Origin of the sequence: Candidatus Pseudothioglobus sp. Uisw_016, assembly GCF_048087635.1 — a bacterium.
Lineage (GTDB): Bacteria > Pseudomonadota > Gammaproteobacteria > PS1 > Pseudothioglobaceae > Pseudothioglobus.
On the sequence record NZ_CP159806.1, the window covers coordinates 880,681 to 901,096 of the forward strand.

The 20,416-nt window shown below is 35.8% G+C and carries 23 protein-coding genes; 6 read left to right on the forward strand and 17 right to left on the reverse strand.

Annotated elements, in window-relative coordinates; genetic code table 11:
- Positions 1–229: 229 nt before the first annotated feature.
- From ABXT69_RS04405 to ABXT69_RS04465, 13 genes are all read right to left on the reverse strand, one after another.
- Positions 230–676: a phosphate-starvation-inducible protein PsiE gene (locus ABXT69_RS04405; RefSeq protein ID WP_416650696.1), complete on the reverse strand. Its 447-nt coding sequence runs from the start codon at positions 674–676 to the stop codon at positions 230–232.
- A gap of 114 nt (positions 677–790) precedes the next feature.
- Positions 791–1,429: a tetratricopeptide repeat protein gene (locus ABXT69_RS04410; protein WP_416676974.1), complete on the reverse strand. Its 639-nt coding sequence runs from the start codon at positions 1,427–1,429 to the stop codon at positions 791–793.
- Between the two features lie 73 nt (positions 1,430–1,502).
- Positions 1,503–1,808, reverse strand: a complete 306-nt coding sequence (locus ABXT69_RS04415) for a hypothetical protein (protein ID WP_416676975.1) — start codon at positions 1,806–1,808, stop codon at positions 1,503–1,505.
- A 132-nt stretch (positions 1,809–1,940) separates the two neighbouring features.
- Complete coding sequence (locus ABXT69_RS04420) at positions 1,941–2,369, reverse strand: thermonuclease family protein (protein ID WP_416676976.1); 429 nt, start codon at positions 2,367–2,369, stop codon at positions 1,941–1,943.
- On the reverse strand, positions 2,366–2,620 hold the full coding sequence (locus ABXT69_RS04425) for a hypothetical protein (RefSeq protein WP_416676977.1): 255 nt from the start codon (positions 2,618–2,620) through the stop codon (positions 2,366–2,368). Before ABXT69_RS04425 ends, ABXT69_RS04420 begins: the two co-directional genes overlap by 4 nt.
- 1 nt (position 2,621) lies before the next feature.
- Positions 2,622–3,026, reverse strand: a complete 405-nt coding sequence (locus ABXT69_RS04430) for a hypothetical protein (protein WP_416676978.1) — start codon at positions 3,024–3,026, stop codon at positions 2,622–2,624.
- A 1-nt stretch (position 3,027) separates the two neighbouring features.
- A complete protein-coding gene (locus tag ABXT69_RS04435) occupies positions 3,028–3,438 on the reverse strand; it encodes a hypothetical protein (protein ID WP_416676979.1) in 411 nt (136 codons plus the stop codon).
- 1 nt (position 3,439) lies between these two features.
- The gene (locus tag ABXT69_RS04440; protein WP_416676980.1) at positions 3,440–4,261 is read right to left on the reverse strand and encodes a surface-adhesin E family protein; all 822 of its coding nucleotides are present in this window, start codon (positions 4,259–4,261) and stop codon (positions 3,440–3,442) included.
- Between the two features lie 2 nt (positions 4,262–4,263).
- Complete coding sequence (locus ABXT69_RS04445) at positions 4,264–4,599, reverse strand: hypothetical protein (RefSeq protein ID WP_416676981.1); 336 nt, start codon at positions 4,597–4,599, stop codon at positions 4,264–4,266.
- 13 nt (positions 4,600–4,612) lie between these two features.
- Complete coding sequence (locus ABXT69_RS04450) at positions 4,613–5,074, reverse strand: hypothetical protein (protein ID WP_416676982.1); 462 nt, start codon at positions 5,072–5,074, stop codon at positions 4,613–4,615.
- Entirely contained in the window at positions 5,064–5,423 is a 360-nt protein-coding gene (locus ABXT69_RS04455) for a hypothetical protein (protein ID WP_416676983.1), read from the reverse strand. The genes ABXT69_RS04450 and ABXT69_RS04455 overlap by 11 nt, the downstream gene beginning before the upstream one ends.
- A 61-nt stretch (positions 5,424–5,484) precedes the next feature.
- On the reverse strand, positions 5,485–6,876 hold the full coding sequence (locus tag ABXT69_RS04460) for an alginate lyase family protein (protein ID WP_416676984.1): 1,392 nt from the start codon (positions 6,874–6,876) through the stop codon (positions 5,485–5,487).
- 245 nt (positions 6,877–7,121) lie between these two features.
- On the reverse strand, positions 7,122–8,453 hold the full coding sequence (locus ABXT69_RS04465) for a hypothetical protein (RefSeq protein ID WP_416676985.1): 1,332 nt from the start codon (positions 8,451–8,453) through the stop codon (positions 7,122–7,124).
- 251 nt (positions 8,454–8,704) lie between these two features.
- Between ABXT69_RS04465 and ABXT69_RS04470 the strand changes: the two genes are divergently transcribed.
- Positions 8,705–9,721 carry a hypothetical protein gene (locus ABXT69_RS04470; protein WP_416676986.1) on the forward strand — a complete coding sequence of 339 codons (1,017 nt, stop codon included), beginning with the start codon at positions 8,705–8,707 and terminating at the stop codon, positions 9,719–9,721.
- A gap of 380 nt (positions 9,722–10,101) precedes the next feature.
- On the opposite strand, the gene ABXT69_RS04475 is transcribed toward ABXT69_RS04470, so the two are convergent.
- Complete coding sequence (locus ABXT69_RS04475) at positions 10,102–10,692, reverse strand: hypothetical protein (RefSeq protein WP_416676987.1); 591 nt, start codon at positions 10,690–10,692, stop codon at positions 10,102–10,104.
- Between the two features lie 309 nt (positions 10,693–11,001).
- Here ABXT69_RS04475 and ABXT69_RS04480 point away from each other — a divergent pair, with 309 nt between their 5' ends.
- Genes ABXT69_RS04480 through ABXT69_RS04500 form a run of 5 tightly spaced genes read left to right on the forward strand, consistent with a single transcriptional unit; the run spans position 11,002 to position 16,424 of the window.
- Positions 11,002–12,150, forward strand: coding sequence for an ABC transporter substrate-binding protein (locus ABXT69_RS04480; protein ID WP_416676988.1), 1,149 nt, complete (start codon positions 11,002–11,004; stop codon positions 12,148–12,150).
- 59 nt (positions 12,151–12,209) lie between these two features.
- Positions 12,210–13,241 carry an ABC transporter ATP-binding protein gene (locus ABXT69_RS04485; protein WP_416676989.1) on the forward strand — a complete coding sequence of 344 codons (1,032 nt, stop codon included), beginning with the start codon at positions 12,210–12,212 and terminating at the stop codon, positions 13,239–13,241.
- Complete coding sequence (locus ABXT69_RS04490; RefSeq protein WP_416676990.1) at positions 13,234–14,151, forward strand: ABC transporter permease; 918 nt, start codon at positions 13,234–13,236, stop codon at positions 14,149–14,151. The genes ABXT69_RS04485 and ABXT69_RS04490 overlap by 8 nt, the downstream gene beginning before the upstream one ends.
- Positions 14,141–14,971 carry an ABC transporter permease gene (locus tag ABXT69_RS04495; protein WP_416676991.1) on the forward strand — a complete coding sequence of 277 codons (831 nt, stop codon included), beginning with the start codon at positions 14,141–14,143 and terminating at the stop codon, positions 14,969–14,971. The genes ABXT69_RS04490 and ABXT69_RS04495 overlap by 11 nt, the downstream gene beginning before the upstream one ends.
- Before the next feature lie 22 nt (positions 14,972–14,993).
- The gene (locus ABXT69_RS04500) at positions 14,994–16,424 is read left to right on the forward strand and encodes a gamma-aminobutyraldehyde dehydrogenase (RefSeq protein WP_416676992.1); all 1,431 of its coding nucleotides are present in this window, start codon (positions 14,994–14,996) and stop codon (positions 16,422–16,424) included.
- Positions 16,425–16,599: 175 nt separating this feature from the next.
- Here ABXT69_RS04500 and kbl read toward each other — a convergent pair whose 3' ends face one another.
- From kbl to ABXT69_RS04515, 3 genes are all read right to left on the reverse strand, one after another.
- Positions 16,600–17,793 carry a glycine C-acetyltransferase gene (gene kbl / locus ABXT69_RS04505; protein WP_416676993.1) on the reverse strand — a complete coding sequence of 398 codons (1,194 nt, stop codon included), beginning with the start codon at positions 17,791–17,793 and terminating at the stop codon, positions 16,600–16,602.
- A 14-nt stretch (positions 17,794–17,807) separates the two neighbouring features.
- Positions 17,808–18,842 carry an L-threonine 3-dehydrogenase gene (gene tdh / locus ABXT69_RS04510; protein WP_416676994.1) on the reverse strand — a complete coding sequence of 345 codons (1,035 nt, stop codon included), beginning with the start codon at positions 18,840–18,842 and terminating at the stop codon, positions 17,808–17,810.
- Positions 18,843–18,977: 135 nt separating this feature from the next.
- Positions 18,978–20,411: an NAD(P)(+) transhydrogenase (Re/Si-specific) subunit beta gene (locus tag ABXT69_RS04515; protein ID WP_416679548.1), complete on the reverse strand. Its 1,434-nt coding sequence runs from the start codon at positions 20,409–20,411 to the stop codon at positions 18,978–18,980.
- Positions 20,412–20,416: the final 5 nt, after the last annotated feature.

Here is a 20,416-nt window from a genome sequence, read left to right on the forward strand (position 1 = left end):
TTTTGCCAGTGAGTAACTAGACAGGTAATGTTATCTTGAGCGTTGAAATCTCAAGGCATCTCATTAGGTAGTATTTTAATTTATAAAATAGAATATAAATTATATAAATACTACTTTAAGATTCAATCTACTGAAGATTCTGTTGATAGCGGCATACCACCTTCTGCCCAATAATCATCTCCATCTGCTATAGATACAAGAGATTGGAATAATGAGATTAGTATTCCCACTATAACTCCTTTTGTTTCTCCTTTTGTATCTTCTTTTCTAAACTTAGTTTTTCTTTAGCACTCATAACATAGGCTGCTCCTGCTAATAAAACGATAGCACCTGCTTCTGCTATTAATACCCAAGGGTCAGCATCTTTACTGTGTAATATAATCAATCTACACAATGCCGTCATTGCAATAATAATTGGTAGTGTTACTGGAATTCTATTACTAATATAATAAGCACCAACCATTCCTACAATTTCTGTATAAATGAATAGCAAAAATAAGTCTGCTAGTTCAATATTTTGTAGTAACCACATACCCCATACTTCGTTGGCAGCAGCTACAACAGTTAATACACCTATGCCACCAAGCATTAGTTTTTCTGTAACTGTTGTAGTCCAATGTAGCCTTGCGTTTATGCTTTTCATCGAGCGTAAAGTCACCTGCAATTTATTTTTCATTATGTTCTATTACCTCTAAAATTATTATCATTAGAAAAAAGTAAATGACTCCGTAAACAATTGCATCTGCTATAGACACAAGCCATACAAAAACAGTAGTTATTATGCCATTATTTAGAAGTTCTTCTCGAGTACTTCAATTGCATCTTTGAATCCTAGCTTTGCAGACTTTTCAAACCAATCTTTAGCAACATCTATATCTTGCATTAATCCTTGTGAACCATATAACCCTCTTGCATTAATCCATCCAAGGTTAAACTGAGCCATAGCATTTCCATTATTAGCAGCAACCTCCATCTCCACCAATACATCTCTATGTTCATTTTCATAGAGTGTCGCTAAATTAGCATACGAATCATCGCTTCCATTAAAGGTTGCTCTTTCAAACCAATATATCATTTCCACAATATCTTCTACAGAGTCTTCCTTCCAACCAGCAGCGAGTCGCCAACCCAAATCATATTGAGCATCGGCATTGTTATTTTCAGCAGCCCTTAATAACCACATCTCACCGAGTTCTGGAATGTTTAGAGCGTTAGGGTCTCTGAAGTACATTGAAAGGACGAACTGTGCTTCAGCATTGCCCTTATTAGCTAAATCAACTATTAGGTTTGATGCCCTTACAAATTCACCTTGCCTCGCCATTGCAAGACTGTCATCAATGAGATAACTATCATCTTCAGCATTAGCTGTTAAGGAGATTAGTATTCCGAGTGAGACGCCAACAACAATTGCGATTAGTTTCTTTTTCATAACCACCATTCTAAGTAATGGAGGTAGAGGATGAATGAAGATTAGAAGTTGATTAGAGAAAGATTAGGTGAATTTATCCATTGAATTTTACTTCGCCATCTCCTCTTTCCCAAACAACAATAGGGTCTTTATCTTCATCTATAAAGCCATCTTCCGTCAAGGTAAATTGGTGAATCTGTGTGGGTTTCCAGGCATCAAACTCAAGTTCCCCATAATTCTGATTTGCAAAATCTTCTAGTTCAAATTGAATTTCCATATCTTCTTGAAGGGTATGGAATACTTCTTCTAGGTCTAGAGCGTCAACAACCATAGGTACTTCTGCTTCTTCAATAACCTGTCCTACATAACTCAACTCTAAGACAACTAAATACTTCGCCATACTTACTCCATCATTGGTAATATTTCACTTGTAATTTAGTTGCCATTCCCGAAACTCTATCTCTCAAAGGATTTAATTGTACTTCTAATGTTGTCAATAAATTTTTTTAAAGTTAATAATAGTTTTTTCATATTAATTACACCAGCTAGATTTCTTTCCACCAGTGTACTTGTAAGCAAATTCTTTATCAAGTAACTCCTGTTCTAAGCTCACGCCATCAACCATTACATTAGCAACTACCCTGAAGTATTTACCTCTTTGAAGGTTATTAAGCTTAATCTCTTTGGCATTAGCTAGTTTATTTCTTACAAAATCGCGTGCTTTAATGGCTAAATCTTTCTCATATTTGCACTTTCCTCGTATCTCTGGAGTATCTACCCCGTTAAGCCTAATGGGTATGTTTTTGCCAACTATAGGAGGGAGCGAATCTATATCTACTCTAAAGGTATCACCGTCATAAACACTAATTACTTTAGAGACTATTACTGTTCCATATTCTGGCGCTGCTTGTACTGACAAAACTCCAAGAAAAAGAGTGAGGTATAGGAGTAGTTTTTTCATTTAATAACTTCTACTTCTTGCTCTTCTAATTCCTGTCTTTCAATATCATCTAGGTTGCTTTGATGGGTGTCTTTTAATGTTCTATATATTCCATCTTCATCATTGCGACTAAACCAAATAAAGATACATAAGAACGCTATCCACATAGCTAATCCCAATTGCCAGTCAATGGAGCCCATAACGACAAAGCCTGTTAAGAAACAAAGAATAAAAAAGACTGAAGAGAATAGGAGTGAGAGTAGTTTCTTCATATTAAAAGGCAACACATCTAGCAATCATTACTCGAGCATTATTTGCTCGAGAATAAGCAATACTTAGGAAACCATAATCCTCTTCCAAATAATATACAAATGAAAAAGGAATTTTAGTAGTTACAGCTTCACCACTTAAGTTGAAGTATTCATCACTATCTCTTCTTGATTCAATGATTTTAAATTTTTTGTGAAGAATAAGTGCTGGTCTCTTATCGTAATTATTGCTGAATACAATATTATCAATTTCATCTGTGAAGATAAATGTGTCAACTCTTTTAACATCGTTAATTGAATCTTCGTGAATGCTTAAATCTTGTTTTACTTCACAAGAAAAAATATTAGGAACAGCTAAACTTTGAACTGAGAAGAAGGATAGTAAAAGGAGTAGGAGTAGCTTTTTCATGCTAAAAAGATTTACATCTAGCAATTAAATTAACAATGCTTCCATCAAATCCACCCATTGATGAGATTGTAAGATAGGCAAAATCATCTTTTTCTTTGAGGTGACTTAGATGAATAGTTCCTTGGTACAAGTCTCTGCCAAGTATTTGAAGAGATTTTTCTTCATTGAGAAACCCAGTAACAGTAAACTCAGGATACTCAACAATGTCTGGTCTTTTCATCCTATCCTCACTAAAGGTTATCTTATTTTTGTCATATTTAATTATGAATGTATCAACATCATAAAGTCTTTCATAAACCCAATCTTCATAAACAGTTTGATTTATCTTGACTTCACATTCATAGACATCAAGAGCGCCTAAACTTTGAGCTGAGAAGAAGGATAGAATTAAAAGTAGGAATAGTTTCTTCATATTAATTCACACGAAATACCATATATATTTCTCTATCAAATATAGCATCATCTGATGTGTATGGAAGTGGTGTTGATTTATAAACTGCCCTTTCAATGGAATCACTGAACGACTTTGCTTTAGAACTATCATCAACATTAGCATTTCGAACATCTACTGCTCTGACATTACCATTTCTATCTTGAACGACATACACTTCAGCAGTCCAATCATCTTCAGCAGATTGATAACGCCAATTACTTCTTACCTTAGAGGCAATTTTATTTACATACACAGATTGAGCAGTTTCTAAAAGTCCACTTGGTTCTTCAATAATTTCATATGAAGAATCATCATCTCCCCAATCAAAACTTTCAAATTCAGCAATCGTTTCTAATACTTTTTCTTCATAATTGTTCTTAGAGAAATGCTCTGCCAATGAGCAGATTTCATTTAAGTTCATATAACCAATACTATCAGGAGGTAGATAGTTCCACGCTTCCATTCCCATAAGTTCAAGATAGCCATCATAACTTTCGCTATCACCTCTACCCATTGGTTTTTCATATTGAGTTATCGATAAGACTTTAAAGCGAAATAAATCACAATCACCTTGCCAAAACATTTTGCTACTCATATAGAGTTCGTTATCTAATGCTCCTTCAACCCCTTTGGCACTATCCACCATAACCCAAAAGACAACATTCCCATTATCTAGTTTTTTAACAGTTTGAAAGTCTATGTAATAGGCGTCACCATCATCATCTTCGCTTGTTTTCGTCCACTCACCATAGGAATTAAAGGAGAGTATTAGAGAGAAGAGAAGTAGGAGTAGTTTTTTCATAATCATAAATCTCTATCTACTAATTTACAAACAAGAACTTGATTCTCAATGACTTGTGTTTCACTGAGGTCGCAATAACTTGCCATAAATTGTGCTAAAGCTATTCTAGAAGAAGAAAATAAAGAATTTTGCATTGAAGAATAACTAAATCCAGACATTATTAAAATGTCTCCTTCATCACAAACAGATAATAAATCATCACTCTCTACATCAACAATTCCATCAATAAATACTGAAACATTGTTACGCTCCTGATTCCAGTCAGAAGTACAAACCTCTCCAGCAAAAGAATTAAAGGAAAGCATTAAAGAGAAGAGCAGTAGTAGTAGTTTTTTCATAAGTTAAAAATTATTAATATCTATGGATAGTTTCGTTATAAATTTTTTCGGCTTCTTTTTCGTACAAATCACTATCAATTAAATCGACCAAAGTACAACATTGAGGTTCAACTGTTATTGAGTTTTTATAAAGCTCTTTTATGGCTCTGAGATGAGCAGTAGTACTAGGAGAAAGAGCATAGCTTGATGTATTAGAAAATTCTAAACGAATACCATAAAGTTTATTATCACTGGTAAATCTAAATCGAATTCCTTGAAGTTTTGGAGGTGCCTTTTTCATTCCTCCAAAATAATCCCAAACATCTCGTGCCTCACAACCAGGAAAATATTCACAATTCAAAATAGTTTTGACTTTCTCTCTACTCATTCCAGACTTTATTCCATGGTAATCAAACCCTTCAGCATTAGCTGAACCAACTATGCCAAGAGAGATGAATAAGATTAGAAGTAGTTTCTTCATAAATTTAATTGACATATATGCATTTGCCAGTTCTATACTCTGCCTTATAGACTGGAGGCATTAGCTCAATAGCAGTTGTCATTGACTTAATAAATGTCATCTTGTTCTTATTTATGATTGCAACAATAACCCCAGCAGCTCTATCATCATAAACACCGTTATTTGACATAGCTAAAAAATGTTCATTCTCGTTAACATTGAAAACTTCTCTAGTTTGAGCGTCTATATACCCAGTGTTAGTCTTCTCATATACATTAGTGAAGTCTTCTTCATCAAAATAACTAGTAGAGGTACAAACATAACTCCCAGCATAGGAACTAAGACTTAAACTAAGAACTAATATAGTTAGTAGTAGTTTCTTCATACTAGGATTGTATATCAACTTGGACTAAAGTCCAAACTTCGTTTTTTGTGTGAGGGAGGGTTTAATTACAACTGATTCCTCTATTTTTTACTTCAATTTTTGGAGCTACTTCTTCTGGGCTTGCCTTAAACCAGGCACAAACAGATGAATCACCCCAATGTTCAATACCACTCTTTTGTTTCTCAGCTTTAGCATTTTCTTCCTTTGAATTATTTGCAAAATGAAGTGCGTATGGGAATATACCCCTAACGATAGAATTTTGATATGATTGTAATCTAACAATCATCTTGTAGTCCTTAACACCATTAAAGTAAATATCTGGCATATACCTCTTAACAAATTTAGTGTGTGTCTTTACAAAATCTTTGTCACCATTTTTATAGTCATACCTTCCATTTTCTATGAGAACTTGGTATTGGTCTTGGGTTAAGTCTTTAATACTAGCATAAGGAATAGATACTGACCCTATATCATATTTTGCCCAAGGGGCAACTAGTTTGAAATCTTTCATTAGTTTATAAGTGAAACTTAAGTACTCATGTGCTTTTGCCCCTCGAGGGAAGGAGTGCTCAAGGAAGTCGTATCCAACACTTTCATAAATTTCAGCTAAAAGGCTTATTTCTTTTGAAGCGTCATAGACGTAGTTAATAGCTTTGCCACCCCTCATAGCATTATTAATATCTACACCATCCTCGTTAATAAAGGCATGAACTACATACAGGTCATCATGTCCTTTATCTAAGAGTTTTTGGTCTTCAAGTCTAAAGCCAAGCATAATTTCACCGATTGAGACCCTTCTTCTCATGTTGCCACAGTTATTCATGCCTGTGTCTTGCTTGTAAGCAGTGGTAATATCATTTATATTGCAAAGTGTATAGCCATAATTCAATGGCGGAAACATTTGCTCCATTAGTTTTCTAGTCATATAGGTGTCAACTCGTTTACGCTCTTCAGATGAGTAATCCATTGCGTCATACCAGATGGCATAAGTCTGAGCAAATGAACCTATTACGCTTGGAATTTGATAGGCTCCAGAATTAGGGCTATTAGACTTTGTCGTTGGATATACAATCATAGGGTCTTCTTTTGCTGATGCCCATCTTAATAAGATATCACCAAGCATTTGTGGCTTCCTATTAGCCCATCCATGGAAATATTTTTGGCAAAACCCCCATGCCTCAGTCAAATTCATTTCAGGTCTAATGCTCATTTCCATAGTTGGGTATGGATCAGCATTAGCTAGTCTTTCACTGCAATTTAAAGAATTGTTGTACATCGTCCACAACTCATCAATTGGGATAAGATTGGAATACTCTTTTAGTGCTTCAAAATCTGCAACAGGCTCCCAATTTTTAACGACTTTTATTTTTTTAAGATGGTTTGGTTCTAGCTCAATAGAGTAGCTTTGAATTGAGAAAAGTGACAAAACTAAAATCAGAAGTAGATTCTTCATAAAGGTATTAAGGTTTAATTGGGATTCAATTAAGAATACCATGTCTTAATTTAAATAATAATATATATGTCAACTTGAACCAAAGTCCAAACTTCGTTTTTTGTGTGAGGGAGGTATTATTAATAGTTAGTCGAGTTCAATGAGCCTCCCCCCGTGCCTTCAAAGTCTGAATATATATGCGAGGGATAGTAGATTAGTTCATGGTACCAATAATCTTTTGTGGACACTGATACTTATTTAGAGCCTTATTTCGATGGTTTCAAATGACCATCCCAAACTACCTCACCTGAACGACCATAAAGTTCACAGGTTCCAACAATATTATTTTCTTCCTGCCATTTTGTGCATTCATTTAGTGCGTGTTCTTTGGTACTCCCAATGCCACTCTCACAGCGCCCATCCTCACCGGCAACAACAAACATATAGCCTTTAGAATTAAATTCGTTTTTGTTTATGTCCAAGTAACCATTCCAACTATTATTAATCAAGCCTCGACAAACTTCATCAAGTTTAGTGTTGTAATTAACTGTTTCAATTTCCTCTTCATCAGAATTTAAAAATTGATTTTTGACATCAGCTTTTGTCATAGATGTATTAAATCTATAAGCACCATTGTGTTTTTCAATCTTGAACCAATTATCTTTAAGGTATTGAATTTTAGGGTCGTTATCTTGAAATTCTTTTACTCTAGCACAGTTATGAAAAAGGCTACCATTAAGAATTCTTGATTCATCTAGCCAGCCTTCTTCTATTTTTAACCTTAAAGCACCTAATCCTTTTTCAGCAACCCCAGGGTCTTCTAGTTTGAATCCATGACGTGATGCATTTTGCAATGCCCAATGAAAGATACTTTGAACGTAGTCCTGTTGTGAATTATCAAAAACAGAAACGGAGTGTTTTGCAAAATATTCTGCAGCAGCTTCTATAACCCAAAGGTCATTTGGACCGCTACAATTATTTCTCAAATCATTTTGTAGAGAATGATAAATTTCATGAAAAAACAAACTGAGTAATTCTTTATTGTTATCTTTTCTTTGCTCTGGGCTAACAGACATCATAACAAATCTTACATCTCTACAGAGAGGGTCCTGGAGTCCACTGTATAAGCCATTTTTCAAAACCCATTCAATATTATTTAATAAATCATTTTTCCCTCTTGCATCAATACAGCTTTTATTTGCTAGAAATTTTTTGACTGTTTGAAGTGTTTTCTTTATTTGAGAGTCATCAATAATTCTTTCATGTGAGACGTGAACTGAGCCTAAGAAATCCATCTCATCATTTTGTGTGACAGATAAAAAATCACCAACAGGATAGATTAGTACAAGATTTTTTGTGATGGTATTTGTCATTTTTGAAGAGGCATAATCTGCCTTATCTGTAAAATAACTATCCTCAAAATCTGTTAAATTAATAATTTGAAAGTCGATTTTATTTGAACTTCCTCCACATTCAAATACAAAATAAGTACCGTCCGCAGATAAACTTTTGACTGGCTCACTGCCATCAGGACAGCCTGCTGCGAAACCTTGAATTGAGAAAAAGGATAATGTTAGAAGTAGAAGTAGTTTTTTCATGGAAGCTATTATAGACAAGTGAAACCAAAGTCCAAACTTCGTTTCATCTGTGAGTGAGGTATTATTAATACTTAGCCGATAGCAATGAGCCTCCCCCCATACCCTTCAAAGTCTTTATATATATGCGAGGGATGGTTGCTCTGAAGTTCGTATGTATAGCTATAAATTATTATTTTTACATATGCGGTTCATTATGCTGTTTATCTTTCCCTAGCTATGGATTAAAATGCGTTTTTTTTAACATAAAAATCATGTATCCAAGGCTATTAGTATCTAGTATTTTTTTAATCTTAACTCTCACCTCAACAGTTGCCAATGCGTCTCATGATCAATGGGGTTGTGTAAAGGATGCCTCTGGTAAAATTATAACCCTTGATGCTCCGGGAGATGTTAACGGAGAAGTTGTCAGAAATGAGGATGGGGGCTCTCTCGAACGTTCCTGTAATGAAGACCCTCTAGAAACCTGGATTAAAATTTATAAGATAGGTTTATGTAAACAAGATACTTCTCATAATGATTTAAGTTCTTGTCAATTTATTGTGAATTCAACTGAGGGCATAGAGCACACTATTAAAAAGTTTACTTCTAGCCCCATTAATACTGATATATTAACAATTAAGCCAGGTAGTTATGATTATGTAGCGGTTGTTATTAGTAATAAGTTCGGCTCTAAGATTTCCTTTGAAACCACTAATACAATCCAAAGTGGTAACCCAAATACAGGCTTTAATCTAGGCAAATATTGCTGGTCAAGCCTCCCTGGGCCAACCACTATAAATAATAATGACACGCTGTTTTTAGATCATGCTCAAGCAGTAGTAGGTGCAGATGCACTCCTGATGGAATGTAACACTTCACCAGGAACGCCTCAATGGACCTATGAGATTTTGAATGACCTTTCGCGAGAAGAGGATTGGAAGCTTAGTATGTGCCACCACCCTGATACTAATGCAAATCAAACGGATGCAGAAGGTGATAGGCAGGATTACGGCTTCATTAAAAATGGTAATTTTTTTGTGAACCTTTTAAAGATGGATAATTCATTCGCAACAGCTTGTGAAAATTCTGCAAAATTACTAATGACCACTGCTTTAGATGAGACTTTCAGTGTTACAAATAAAACTCTGTACCAGCTTAATTTTCAACAAGATAATATCAATTTTATTGAGTTTCTATCTCGGGAGGATGAAGCTGCTTATCCTGATCCTTTTTTATGGAAGATAGGAATTGATATACCAAAATTGTATTTGGGTGTTTCTGAGCCATAAGTAACAGATTATATTTTTAATACAAATTTTTCTAAGTAACCAAACTTGCCACTATTAAAATCATGAATTGTTTTTGTTTATCGTGACTTGAACTAAAGTCCAAATTTCATTTCATCTGAGAGGGAGGTATTATTAATAGTTAGCCGATAGCAATGAGCCTCCCCCCGTACCCTTCAAAGTCTGAATATATATGCGAGGGATGATAGGTATATTTAATTAGTATTAAATTATTAAATAAATAATTTATTTGTGAGTAGATTAGTGAGTAGAATTTATACCAATAATTGATATATCCCTATATAGAAAGGCTGTAGTTGATTGGTTGAATCCCTCTCCCTCCACCATACTTACTCCATCATTGGTAATATTTCATCTCTAATTTACTTGTAATTTAGTCGCCATTCGCGAAACTCTGCATCTTGAATAGCGAAAACAAGACCTTCAGTAAAAACGTTTTTAAGTCTATAAGTTTCTTTAAGGTCTTGACAATAAATATCAATAGTTGCGTCTAAATCATTAAGAGTGAAATAATCATTAATACCTTGGTTATTTTCTTCTATTGATTTAGCAGTTTTTAAATCTGTAAACATACCAGTTATGATTTTTGCAATTGTATCTCTTTGTTTAATGCAAGCATCAAAGTCCTCTATGTAATCCTTGTAACCTCTGATAGCATATATCGTATAGTTGTTTGGTATAGTATTCTTAATAAAAACTGAGGCTTTGTCATATATATTTTTCTCTCTCGGCACTATGATCTCCAAGAATTTATTTGGTTCATTGAGATAAGAATATCTATTTAAATCTTTGTATTTCTCAATCCCATCAAGTATTTCATCTTCACTCATAAAGTCGAGCAAACTGTCCCCAAGACTTATATCTACAACTTCGAAATTTGCAAAATGGACTGCAAGAACTGCAGGGGAATTAAGAAAGAATAGTGAGAGCAGAAGTAGGGGTAGTTTTTTCATAATAGGATTATATGTTAACTGAGACTAAAGTCCAAACTTCGTTTGATGTGAGAGAGTGGCTATTATTAATAGTTAGTCGAGTTCAGTAGGGGGTATGCCTTCAAAGTATGAATATATAAGCTAGTATAAATCTATTATTAAATGCAAAAATTATAAAAAATTATTTGGAAGTTTCTTTATAGTTCAAATTGAAATTCAAATATTATTATCTTGAAATGAAGTGTTTGAACACTCCATTTATTAGTGTATATTCAATTTATCATAGTTGCAATTTCAGCTATGATTAATGTAAAAAACAAAGGAGAAACTATGAAAATATTTAACTTAATGATGGGTGCATTCTTGGCCGTAGGCTCAAGCTCCATAGGCGCTGCCCCCATAAGTCAATTAGGCTCACCTGAAGGGGAACTTAATATTGTGGCATGGGCTGGGTATATTGAAAGAGGAGATACTAATGAGGCTTTTGACTGGGTAACTTCATATGAAAAATCTACTGGTTGTAACGTAAATGTTAAAACAGCTGGAACCTCTGATGAAATGGTTGCATTGATGAATCAGGGTGGGTTTGATATAGTTACGGCTTCTGGAGATGCTAGTCTTAGAATGATAGCAGGAAAAACTGTTCAAGAAATAAATACAGATCTTATTCCAAGCTGGAACACAATAGATAAAAGACTTCAAGATGCAGTATGGCATACTGTGGATGGTAAACATTATGGTACGCCCTATGCATGGGGTTCAAATGTATTAATGTACAATACAGACGCTTTTGGAGATGAAGTTCCAGATAGCTGGAATGTTGTCTGGGAAGAGCAGATGCTTGCCGATGGTAAGAGCAATAAAAATAGAGTTCAGGCTTTTGATGGACCAATCCATATAGCAGATGCTGCAATGTACTTAATGTATCACAATCCAGACCTTGGCATTAAAGATCCTTATGAGTTAACTGAAGATCAATATCAAGCTTCACTTAACTTGTTACGCCAACAAAGAGAGTTAGTTGGTAGGTATTGGCATGATGCTTTTATGCAAATGGATGACTTCACAAATGAAGGCTTTGTTGCATCAGGTTCTTGGCCATTCCAGGTTAACCTTTTAAAGCCAAATGTTCCAATTGCCAGTACAATTCCTAAAGAAGGTGCGACAGGTTGGGCAGATACAACAATGGTTCACGCTGAAGCTAAAAACCTTAATTGTGCCTATCTATGGATGGAGCATCAGTTGAGCTCTAATCTTCAGAGTGATCTAGCAGCATGGTTTGGAGCGGTTCCAGTAGTTCCTTCAAAATGCGTTGGTTCTGATTTACTTGGGCCTGAAGGCTGTAAGATCAATGGTATAGACAACTTTGATAAAATTATGTTTTGGAAAACTCCTGTTGCTTCATGCAAAACTCAGGAAGTTTGTGTGCCATACTACAGATGGGTTACTGACTATATCGCTGTTCTTGGCGGTAGATAATAAATATATAACTTAATAAGAAAGAGGGGGGGTCACTCCCCCTTTTTTTTAAATGCATTATGTTAAAAGCTTTAAATTTAAAAAACATCAATAAATCATATGGCCTTATTAAGGCGCTTGATAATATAGACTTAACTGTGAGTGATGGTGAATTCTTTTCCTTATTAGGGCCTTCTGGCTCTGGAAAGACTACATGTCTTAAAGTTATAGCTGGATTCGAAGCACCAGATAATGGCAATGTCTCTATTTTTGAAGAAGATGTTACAAACATCCCACCTTTCAAAAGACATGTTAATACTGTATTCCAAGATTATGCACTTTTCCCTCATATGAACGTTCGACAGAACGTTGGGTATAGCCTGAAAGTTCAGAAAATGAAAGGGCCACCTATGGATCGTAAGATAGATGAAATTCTTGAAATTGTAAATCTAACGGGTTACGATTTACGCAAACCAAGTGAACTCTCTGGTGGCCAAAGACAAAGAGTCGCATTAGCTAGATCTCTTATTAATAAACCTAAAATTTTGTTACTGGATGAACCTCTTGGTGCCTTAGACCTTAAACTCAGGGAAAAAATGCAGGTTGAATTAAAAAATATTCAGAGGCAATTCAAAATAACTTTTATATATGTAACTCATGACCAACAAGAGGCGCTAAGTATGAGTGATAGAATTGCTGTTTTTAACAATGGTAAGATTGAACAAATTGATACGCCAGCAAATATCTACAGCAAGCCAATTAATTCATTTGTAGCAGAATTTATTGGAACTACTTCAATATTTAATAAAGATTCAGCTATGAAGATTTTTGGTCTCGACAAAGCATTCTCCGTTAGACCTGAAAATATCATTATTATGGAGACAAAAAAAGATCTTGCTGCTATAGATAAGAAGCAATATTTCATCACCAATGGGACTTTAGCTGACTGCCAGTTTCAAGGCTCTCACTTGAAGATGACCTATGCAATTGATAATGATTGTAAACTTAGTGTGTTTAAGTCACTAGAGGGCAATATTAATCAGAAATATGACATTAATATAAAACATACGATTGCTTGGAAGAAAACCGACATTACGACTTTAAATGAATAAACTTTTAGACTCTTTTTCTAATTTCACCTACAGAAATAAAAATTTTATTTTTTTATCCTTTCTTATAGTTCCTCTTCTTTGGTTGGGAGTTGTCTATCTTGGCTCGCTATTAATTTTTTTAGGCCATTCTTTTTTTCATTTAGATGGCTTTACCGGTCAGATCGTTTATGAGTTTAGCTTTAAAACTCTTATCGAGCTTTTTAGTTCACCTGCAAATATAGATATTCTTATTAGAACTGTTGGTTTAGCAACTTGTGTCACCATTGGTTCAGCAATTATTGGATTTCCAATTGCATACTATATGGCTAAATTTACATCTCCAAAAGTCAAAATATTTCTTTTCATTGCTATTATGCTTCCTCTATGGTCAAGCTATCTTGTTAGGGTTTATTCCTGGAAGCTCATTTTAGCTAAGGAAGGAATAATTAACTGGTTCTTTGAGAGGCTACATCTTGAATGGCTACTTGATAATATTCTCTCTATTCCATTAATAGGGGGTCCCTCATTATCAATTTCATATATTGGAATGTTTTTAGTGTTTACTTATATATGGCTGCCATTTATGATTTTACCAATCCAAGCATCTTTAGAGAGGGTTCCAAATTCTTTGATTAATGCTTCATATGATTTAGGAGCTAATAAAAGGCAAACTTTTTATAAGGTGATTCTGCCACTTGCACTTCCAGGAATAATCGCTGGCTCGATTTTTACCTTTTCTCTAACACTGGGTGACTACATAATTCCATATATTATTGGAACTTCCAAATTTTTTATTGGCCAAGCAGTTTATACCCATCAAGGTACAGCTGGAAACATACCTCTAGCTGCTGCTTTTTCACTGGTACCAATTGTGGTTATGATAATTTATATATACCTAGCCAAAAAAATGGGGGCATTTAATGCTCTTTAGAAAAGGCTCAATTAATAGGCTTAATAAGGCAGGTCTAGGGCTTCAATTTGGAGCTATTGCTGGACTTTTATTCTTGCATATCCCTCTTCTATTAATTATTCTATATGCATTCACTACTGAGGATAAGTCCTATCAATTTCCGCCTCCTGGCTATACCCTTAAATGGTTTGAGGTGGTATTAAATAGGCAAGACATATGGGATGCAGTTGCATTATCTATGCAGATAGCAATTATCTCTACTTTTCTTGCAATAATTCTAGGAACATTAGCTGCTGGAGCTCTCTACAAAACTTCTTTCTTTGGTAAAAGTTCGATAACTATTTTGATTATTTTACCTATAGCTCTGCCAGGGATAATTACTGGTATATCTCTAAGAAGTACATTTGGAGTTTTGGGAATCCCATTTAGTACCTGGACTATCATAATCGGACACGCCACTTTCTGTATGGTTGTGGTCTACAATAATGTAGTTGCGCGGCTAAGAAGAACTTCTCCAAACTTAATACAGGCATCGATGGACCTTGGAGCAAATAACCTTCAAACATTTTTCTATGTTATTCTTCCTAATATGGGTACAGCTATTCTAGCAGGAGGTATGTTGGCTTTTGCTTTGTCTTTTGATGAGGTCATTGTAACCACCTTCACTGCTGGACAACAAACAACGCTGCCAATATGGATGTTTTCTGAATTAATAAGACCAAGGCAACGACCAATTACTAATGTAGTAGCAGTTTTTATAATGCTTATCACCTTTATTCCTATTGTCTTTGCAAGCTATGTAGCAAGTAAAACTTCAGAATCTGAAGGATCAACAAAATAACCAATTACACAAAGGAGTCATTATGAAAATAAAACAACTAATTAATAACGAACTTGTTTTGGGCGAAGGGCCTAGTGAGAAAATAATCAACCCATTTAATTCTGAGATAATAACTGAAATACCTCAATCATCAATTGAGCAGGTTAATTTAGCAGTTCAGTCAGCAAAGGCTGCCTTTACTTCATGGTCACGAACCACCCCTGCTGAAAGGTCTGGTATGCTTCTTAAAGTTGCAGATATGATTGAGCAAAAAGCTGAAGAGATTGCAAGAATAGAGTCATTAAACTGTGGAAAGCCATATCATTTAGTTTTAAACGATGAAATTCCTGGAGTTGCTGACGTATTTAGATTTAATGCAGCTGCATGTAGGACAATGCAGGGCTCTGCTGCCGGTGAGTATTTAGAGGGCTTTACCAGTATGATTCGAAGAGACCCTATCGGTGTTATTGGTTCAATTGCTCCCTGGAACTATCCATTAATGATGGCGGCATGGAAATTAGCTCCAGCATTAGCTACAGGTAACACTGTCGTTCTCAAGCCTTCTGAGCAAACCCCATTAACTACTCTATTCATAGTTGATATTTTGGCGGAAGTTTTTCCAAAAGGCGTAGTAAATGTTATCTATGGAATTGGAGAAACTGTAGGATCAGCTCTTATCCATAATCCAGATGTACAAATGATTTCATTAACTGGTGACGTTAGTACTGGTAAAAAAATCTTAGAAGCTGCAAGCCATAGTATTAAAAAAACACATCTAGAATTAGGTGGTAAGGCTCCAGTTATTGTCTTTGATGATGCTGATATTGACCTACTAATAGAAGGTATAAAGGACTTTGGATATTACAATGCAGGGCAAGATTGCACTGCTGCTTGCAGGATGTTTGTTGATAAAAAAATATATGATAAGGTTGTATCTAAATTAACTCAAGCAGTAAATACTATTGGTTATGGTAATGATGATGACAGTAAAAATGACATACCTCCTTTAATTACTGCTGAACATTTAAATAGGGTTTCTGGATTTATTGAAAAGGCTAAATTAGTTGACAATATAGAGATTACAACAGGTGGACATGCTAAAGATGGTGTAGGTAATTTTTATCTACCGACAGTCGTTGCTGGAGCCAACCATGATGATGAAATTGTTCAAAAAGAAGTTTTTGGCCCAGTAGTTTCTGTGACACCATTTTCTGATGTTGAAGATGCTATTGGATGGGCAAATGATTCTCCATATGGATTAGCATCATCAGTTTGGACTCAAAATATTACAAAAGGGATGGCAACTGCTGCTAGGCTTCAGTATGGTTGTACCTGGGTCAATACACATTTCATGCTAGCTTCTGAAATGCCACATGGTGGCGTCAAGTCATCAGGTTATGGAAAAGATTTATCTATATATTCGCTGGAAGACTATACAAACATCAGGCATGTTATGGTAAATATTGGCGCCTAATTCCAAATATTAGATATTAGATATTAACAAAATTGGTGGAGGGATAATATATTTAATTGTGAGTAGAATTTATATCGATAATTAATATATCTTTAAATATAAGGGCTGTAGGTGATTAGTCTAATCTCATATCATTCCACCATATTTTTTTTTAGTATTGATTAATTGTTTTTCTTTAATTTGATAAATCCCTATAAGTAGAGGAAAAAGCTTCAATTGCTTTATCTAAATCACTCTTAGTATGTCCAGCTGATATTTGTACTCTGATTCTTGCTTTACCTTTTGGCACTACAGGAAAGAAAAAACCAATAGCATAAATCCCTTTTTCTAGAAGTTTGACTGACATCTTTTGTGCTAATTTGGCATCACCTAACATGACTGGAACAATTGGATGAACCCCATCATCTACATTAAAGCCTGCCTCTTGCATACCTTGACGAAAGTAATGCGTATTTTTTTCTAGATGATCTCTTAGTTCTGTAGAGTTTGAAAGCATCTCTAATACTTTTATCGAGGCTGCGCATATAGAAGGCGCGACAGTATTTGAAAATAAATAGGGTCTGGAGCTTTGCCTCAACATGTCAATGATTTCTTGACGACCTGAGGTGAAGCCACCCGAGCCACCACCAAGCGCTTTGCCAAAGGTTCCAGTAATAATATCAACACGGTCCATCACATCACAATATTCATGAACTCCACGGCCTGTCTTTCCTATAAAGCCAGTCGCATGACAGTCATCATGATGGACCATAGCATCATACTTATCAGCCAAATCACATATTTTGTTGAGCTGCGCAATAGTGCCATCCATCGAAAAAACACCGTCAGTTGTAATTAGAATACGTCTAGCTCCACTCTCTTTAGCTTCAATTAGTTTTGCTTCAAGATCGCTCATATCATTGTGCTTATAACGAAATCGAGCGGCCTTACAAAGACGAACACCATCAATGATTGAAGCATGGTTGAGTTCGTCAGATATAACCGCATCATCCTTAGATAAAATTGTTTCAAAGAGTCCTGTATTGGCATCAAAACAAGCTGCGTAGAGAATCGTATCTTCCATGCCAAGAAATTCACTAACCTTGTGTTCAAGTTTTTTATGGATGCTCTGAGTGCCGCAAATAAAGCGGACAGATGACAAGCCAAAACCCCAGTCACTAAAACTATCTTTCGCCGCTTGAATTACCTCAGAATGGTTTGCTAAACCAAGATAATTATTCGCGCACATATTGATCACATCAGTGCCACCTTCAAGTGTAATTTGGTTTTTTTGATCAGATGCAATGATGCGTTCAGTTTTCCATAAACTTGCCTCTTTAATGGCATTTAAATCTTTTTCTAAGCTCACTTTTGCACTTTTAAAACTCATTAAAATTCCTTAAATTAATCTTCCCAATTGAGGATGACTTTGCCAGATTGGCCTGAACACATTACATCAAAACCCTTCTGGAATTCTGTGTAGTGGTAATGGTGGGTAATAATTTTTTCAAGTGGAAGTCCGCTTTGTACCATCATAGAGCCTTTATACCAAGTCTCAAAAATCTCACGGCCATAAATACCTTTTATATGTAACCCTTTAAATACAACCAAGTCCCAATCAATACCAGAACCCGAAGGCATGATGGCTAGCATTGCTACCTTGCCGCCATTAATCATTTTATTAAGCATCTCCCCAAATGCCTGAGGGGAGCCTGACATTTCAAAGCCAACATCAAAGCCTTCAAAAATACCTAAACTTTCCATTAATTCTTTCGTGATTTGATTTTTTTCAACATTAACAGTGATTACTTTCGGTAAGATTTTTTTAACTAAATTAAGGCGGTATTCATTTAAATCAGTAATTACTATATTACGAGCACCACTGTGAGCAGCAACCATTGCAGCCATAATTCCAATTGGACCTGCGCCAGTTATTAAAATATCCTCTCCTACCATATCAAATGAAAGCGCGGTATGAACTGCATTCCCATAAGGGTCGAAACAGGCTAGTAAGTCTGCTGAAATTTTGACACTTGGTTTAAATACATTTTCTGCTGGAACCGATACATACTCTGCAAAAGATCCGTTTCGATTAACTCCAATCCCAACAGTATTAGGACACAGGTGTTTGCGTCCACCTAGACAGTTACGACATCGATTGCAAACTATATGACCCTCAGCAGAAACCAGATCACCAACCTTTAATCCAACAACACTTTCACCTAACTCAGCTATAACTCCAGCAAATTCATGGCCTGTTGTCATTGGCACAGATATGGTTTTTTTTGCCCATGCATCCCAATTATAAATATGTATGTCAGTACCACAAATTGCAGTTTTCTGAACTTTGACGAGCACATCGTTACTGCTTACCTCTGGCATGGGTACGTCTTCAAGCCAAATCCCTTTCTCTGAGTGGCTTTTAACTAATGCTTTCACAATACAATCCTTAGTTGTTTAAAAAAATATTAGTGAGTAGAATTTATATCAATAATTGATATATCATTTTATAGAAAGGGGCTATAGACGTTTAGTTGATTCTCAAATTCTAGATTATAAATAGTTCTTATTTAATTAGTCTATAAGTGGTAAGAGTTTATCAATAGATTCTTTTGCATCCCCGTAGAACATTCTTGCATTCTCCTTAAAGAATAATGGATTTTCGATGCCAGAATATCCTGTTCCCTGACCCCGTTTGGAGACAAATACTTGTTTAGCCTTCCAGCATTCTAATACAGGCATGCCTGCAATTGGGCTGTTTGGGTCTTCTTGAGCAGCTGGATTCACAATATCATTAGATCCAATTACAATAGCCACATCGGTATCTGGGAAGTCATCATTAATCTCCTCCATCTCCATAACGATGTCATAAGGTACCCGTGCCTCTGCTAGAAGAACATTCATATGACCTGGCAAGCGACCAGCTACTGGATGGATTGCAAAGCGAACATTTTTGCCCTGAGCTATTAACTTACGCGCTAATTCAGACACTGATTGTTGAGCTTGGGCAACAGCCATACCGTAACCTGGGATTATTATAATACTTTCAGCTTCATTTAATACAGAGGCAACACCGTCTACATCAATAGCGACCTGCTCTCCATTAATCTCCATTTGAGGGCCAGATGAACCACCAAAGCCACCAAGGATTACGCTCACAAAGGACCGATTCATAGCTTTACACATGATGTAGGATAAAATAGCGCCTGATGATCCTACTAAAGCTCCAACAACAATCAAAAGGTCATTACCAAGACTAAATCCAATCGCAGCAGCAGCCCAACCTGAATATGAATTCAGCATTGATACAACTACCGGCATGTCTGCACCACCAATACCCATGATAAGGTGATAACCGATAAATAAAGCCATGACCATCAGAATGATCATCGACAATAACTCACCAGAATTTAAATACCAAGCTACAGACAATACTGACACAATAGCTGCAGTTGCATTAAGAAAGTGACCCCCAGGAAGCTTGATAGCTTCTGAAGTTACTCTGCCTGCTAGCTTGCTATAAGCAATCACTGAGCCTGTAAAAGTAACAGCACCAATCCAGATACCCAAAGCTGTCTCAACACGAAGAATGTTGATCTCTACAACTGACTTTTTAGCAAGTAGCCCTGAAAACCCTTCAAGCATTTTCTTGGCAGTATCATCCATAGAGGCAATATTAACCAGTTCAAAATGAGTGTTAAAGCCCACAAATACCGCGGCAAGTCCAACCAAAGCATGCATACCAGCAACTAACTCTGGCATTTCAGTCATTCCCACTTTTGACGCTAAAAGGTAACCTATCAAGCCACCCGCTGCAATCAGAGCCAGTGAGAGCCACCAATGCCCTAATCCAGGACCTAGTAGGGTGGCAGATACAGCTAAGGCCATTCCAGTAATACCATACCAGACGGCACGTTTTGCGCTTTCCTGACCAGACAGCCCGCCAAGTGATAGAATAAATAACACTGCTGCAAGAACGTAAACAGCAGAAGTAAAGCCTATTTCCATGACGC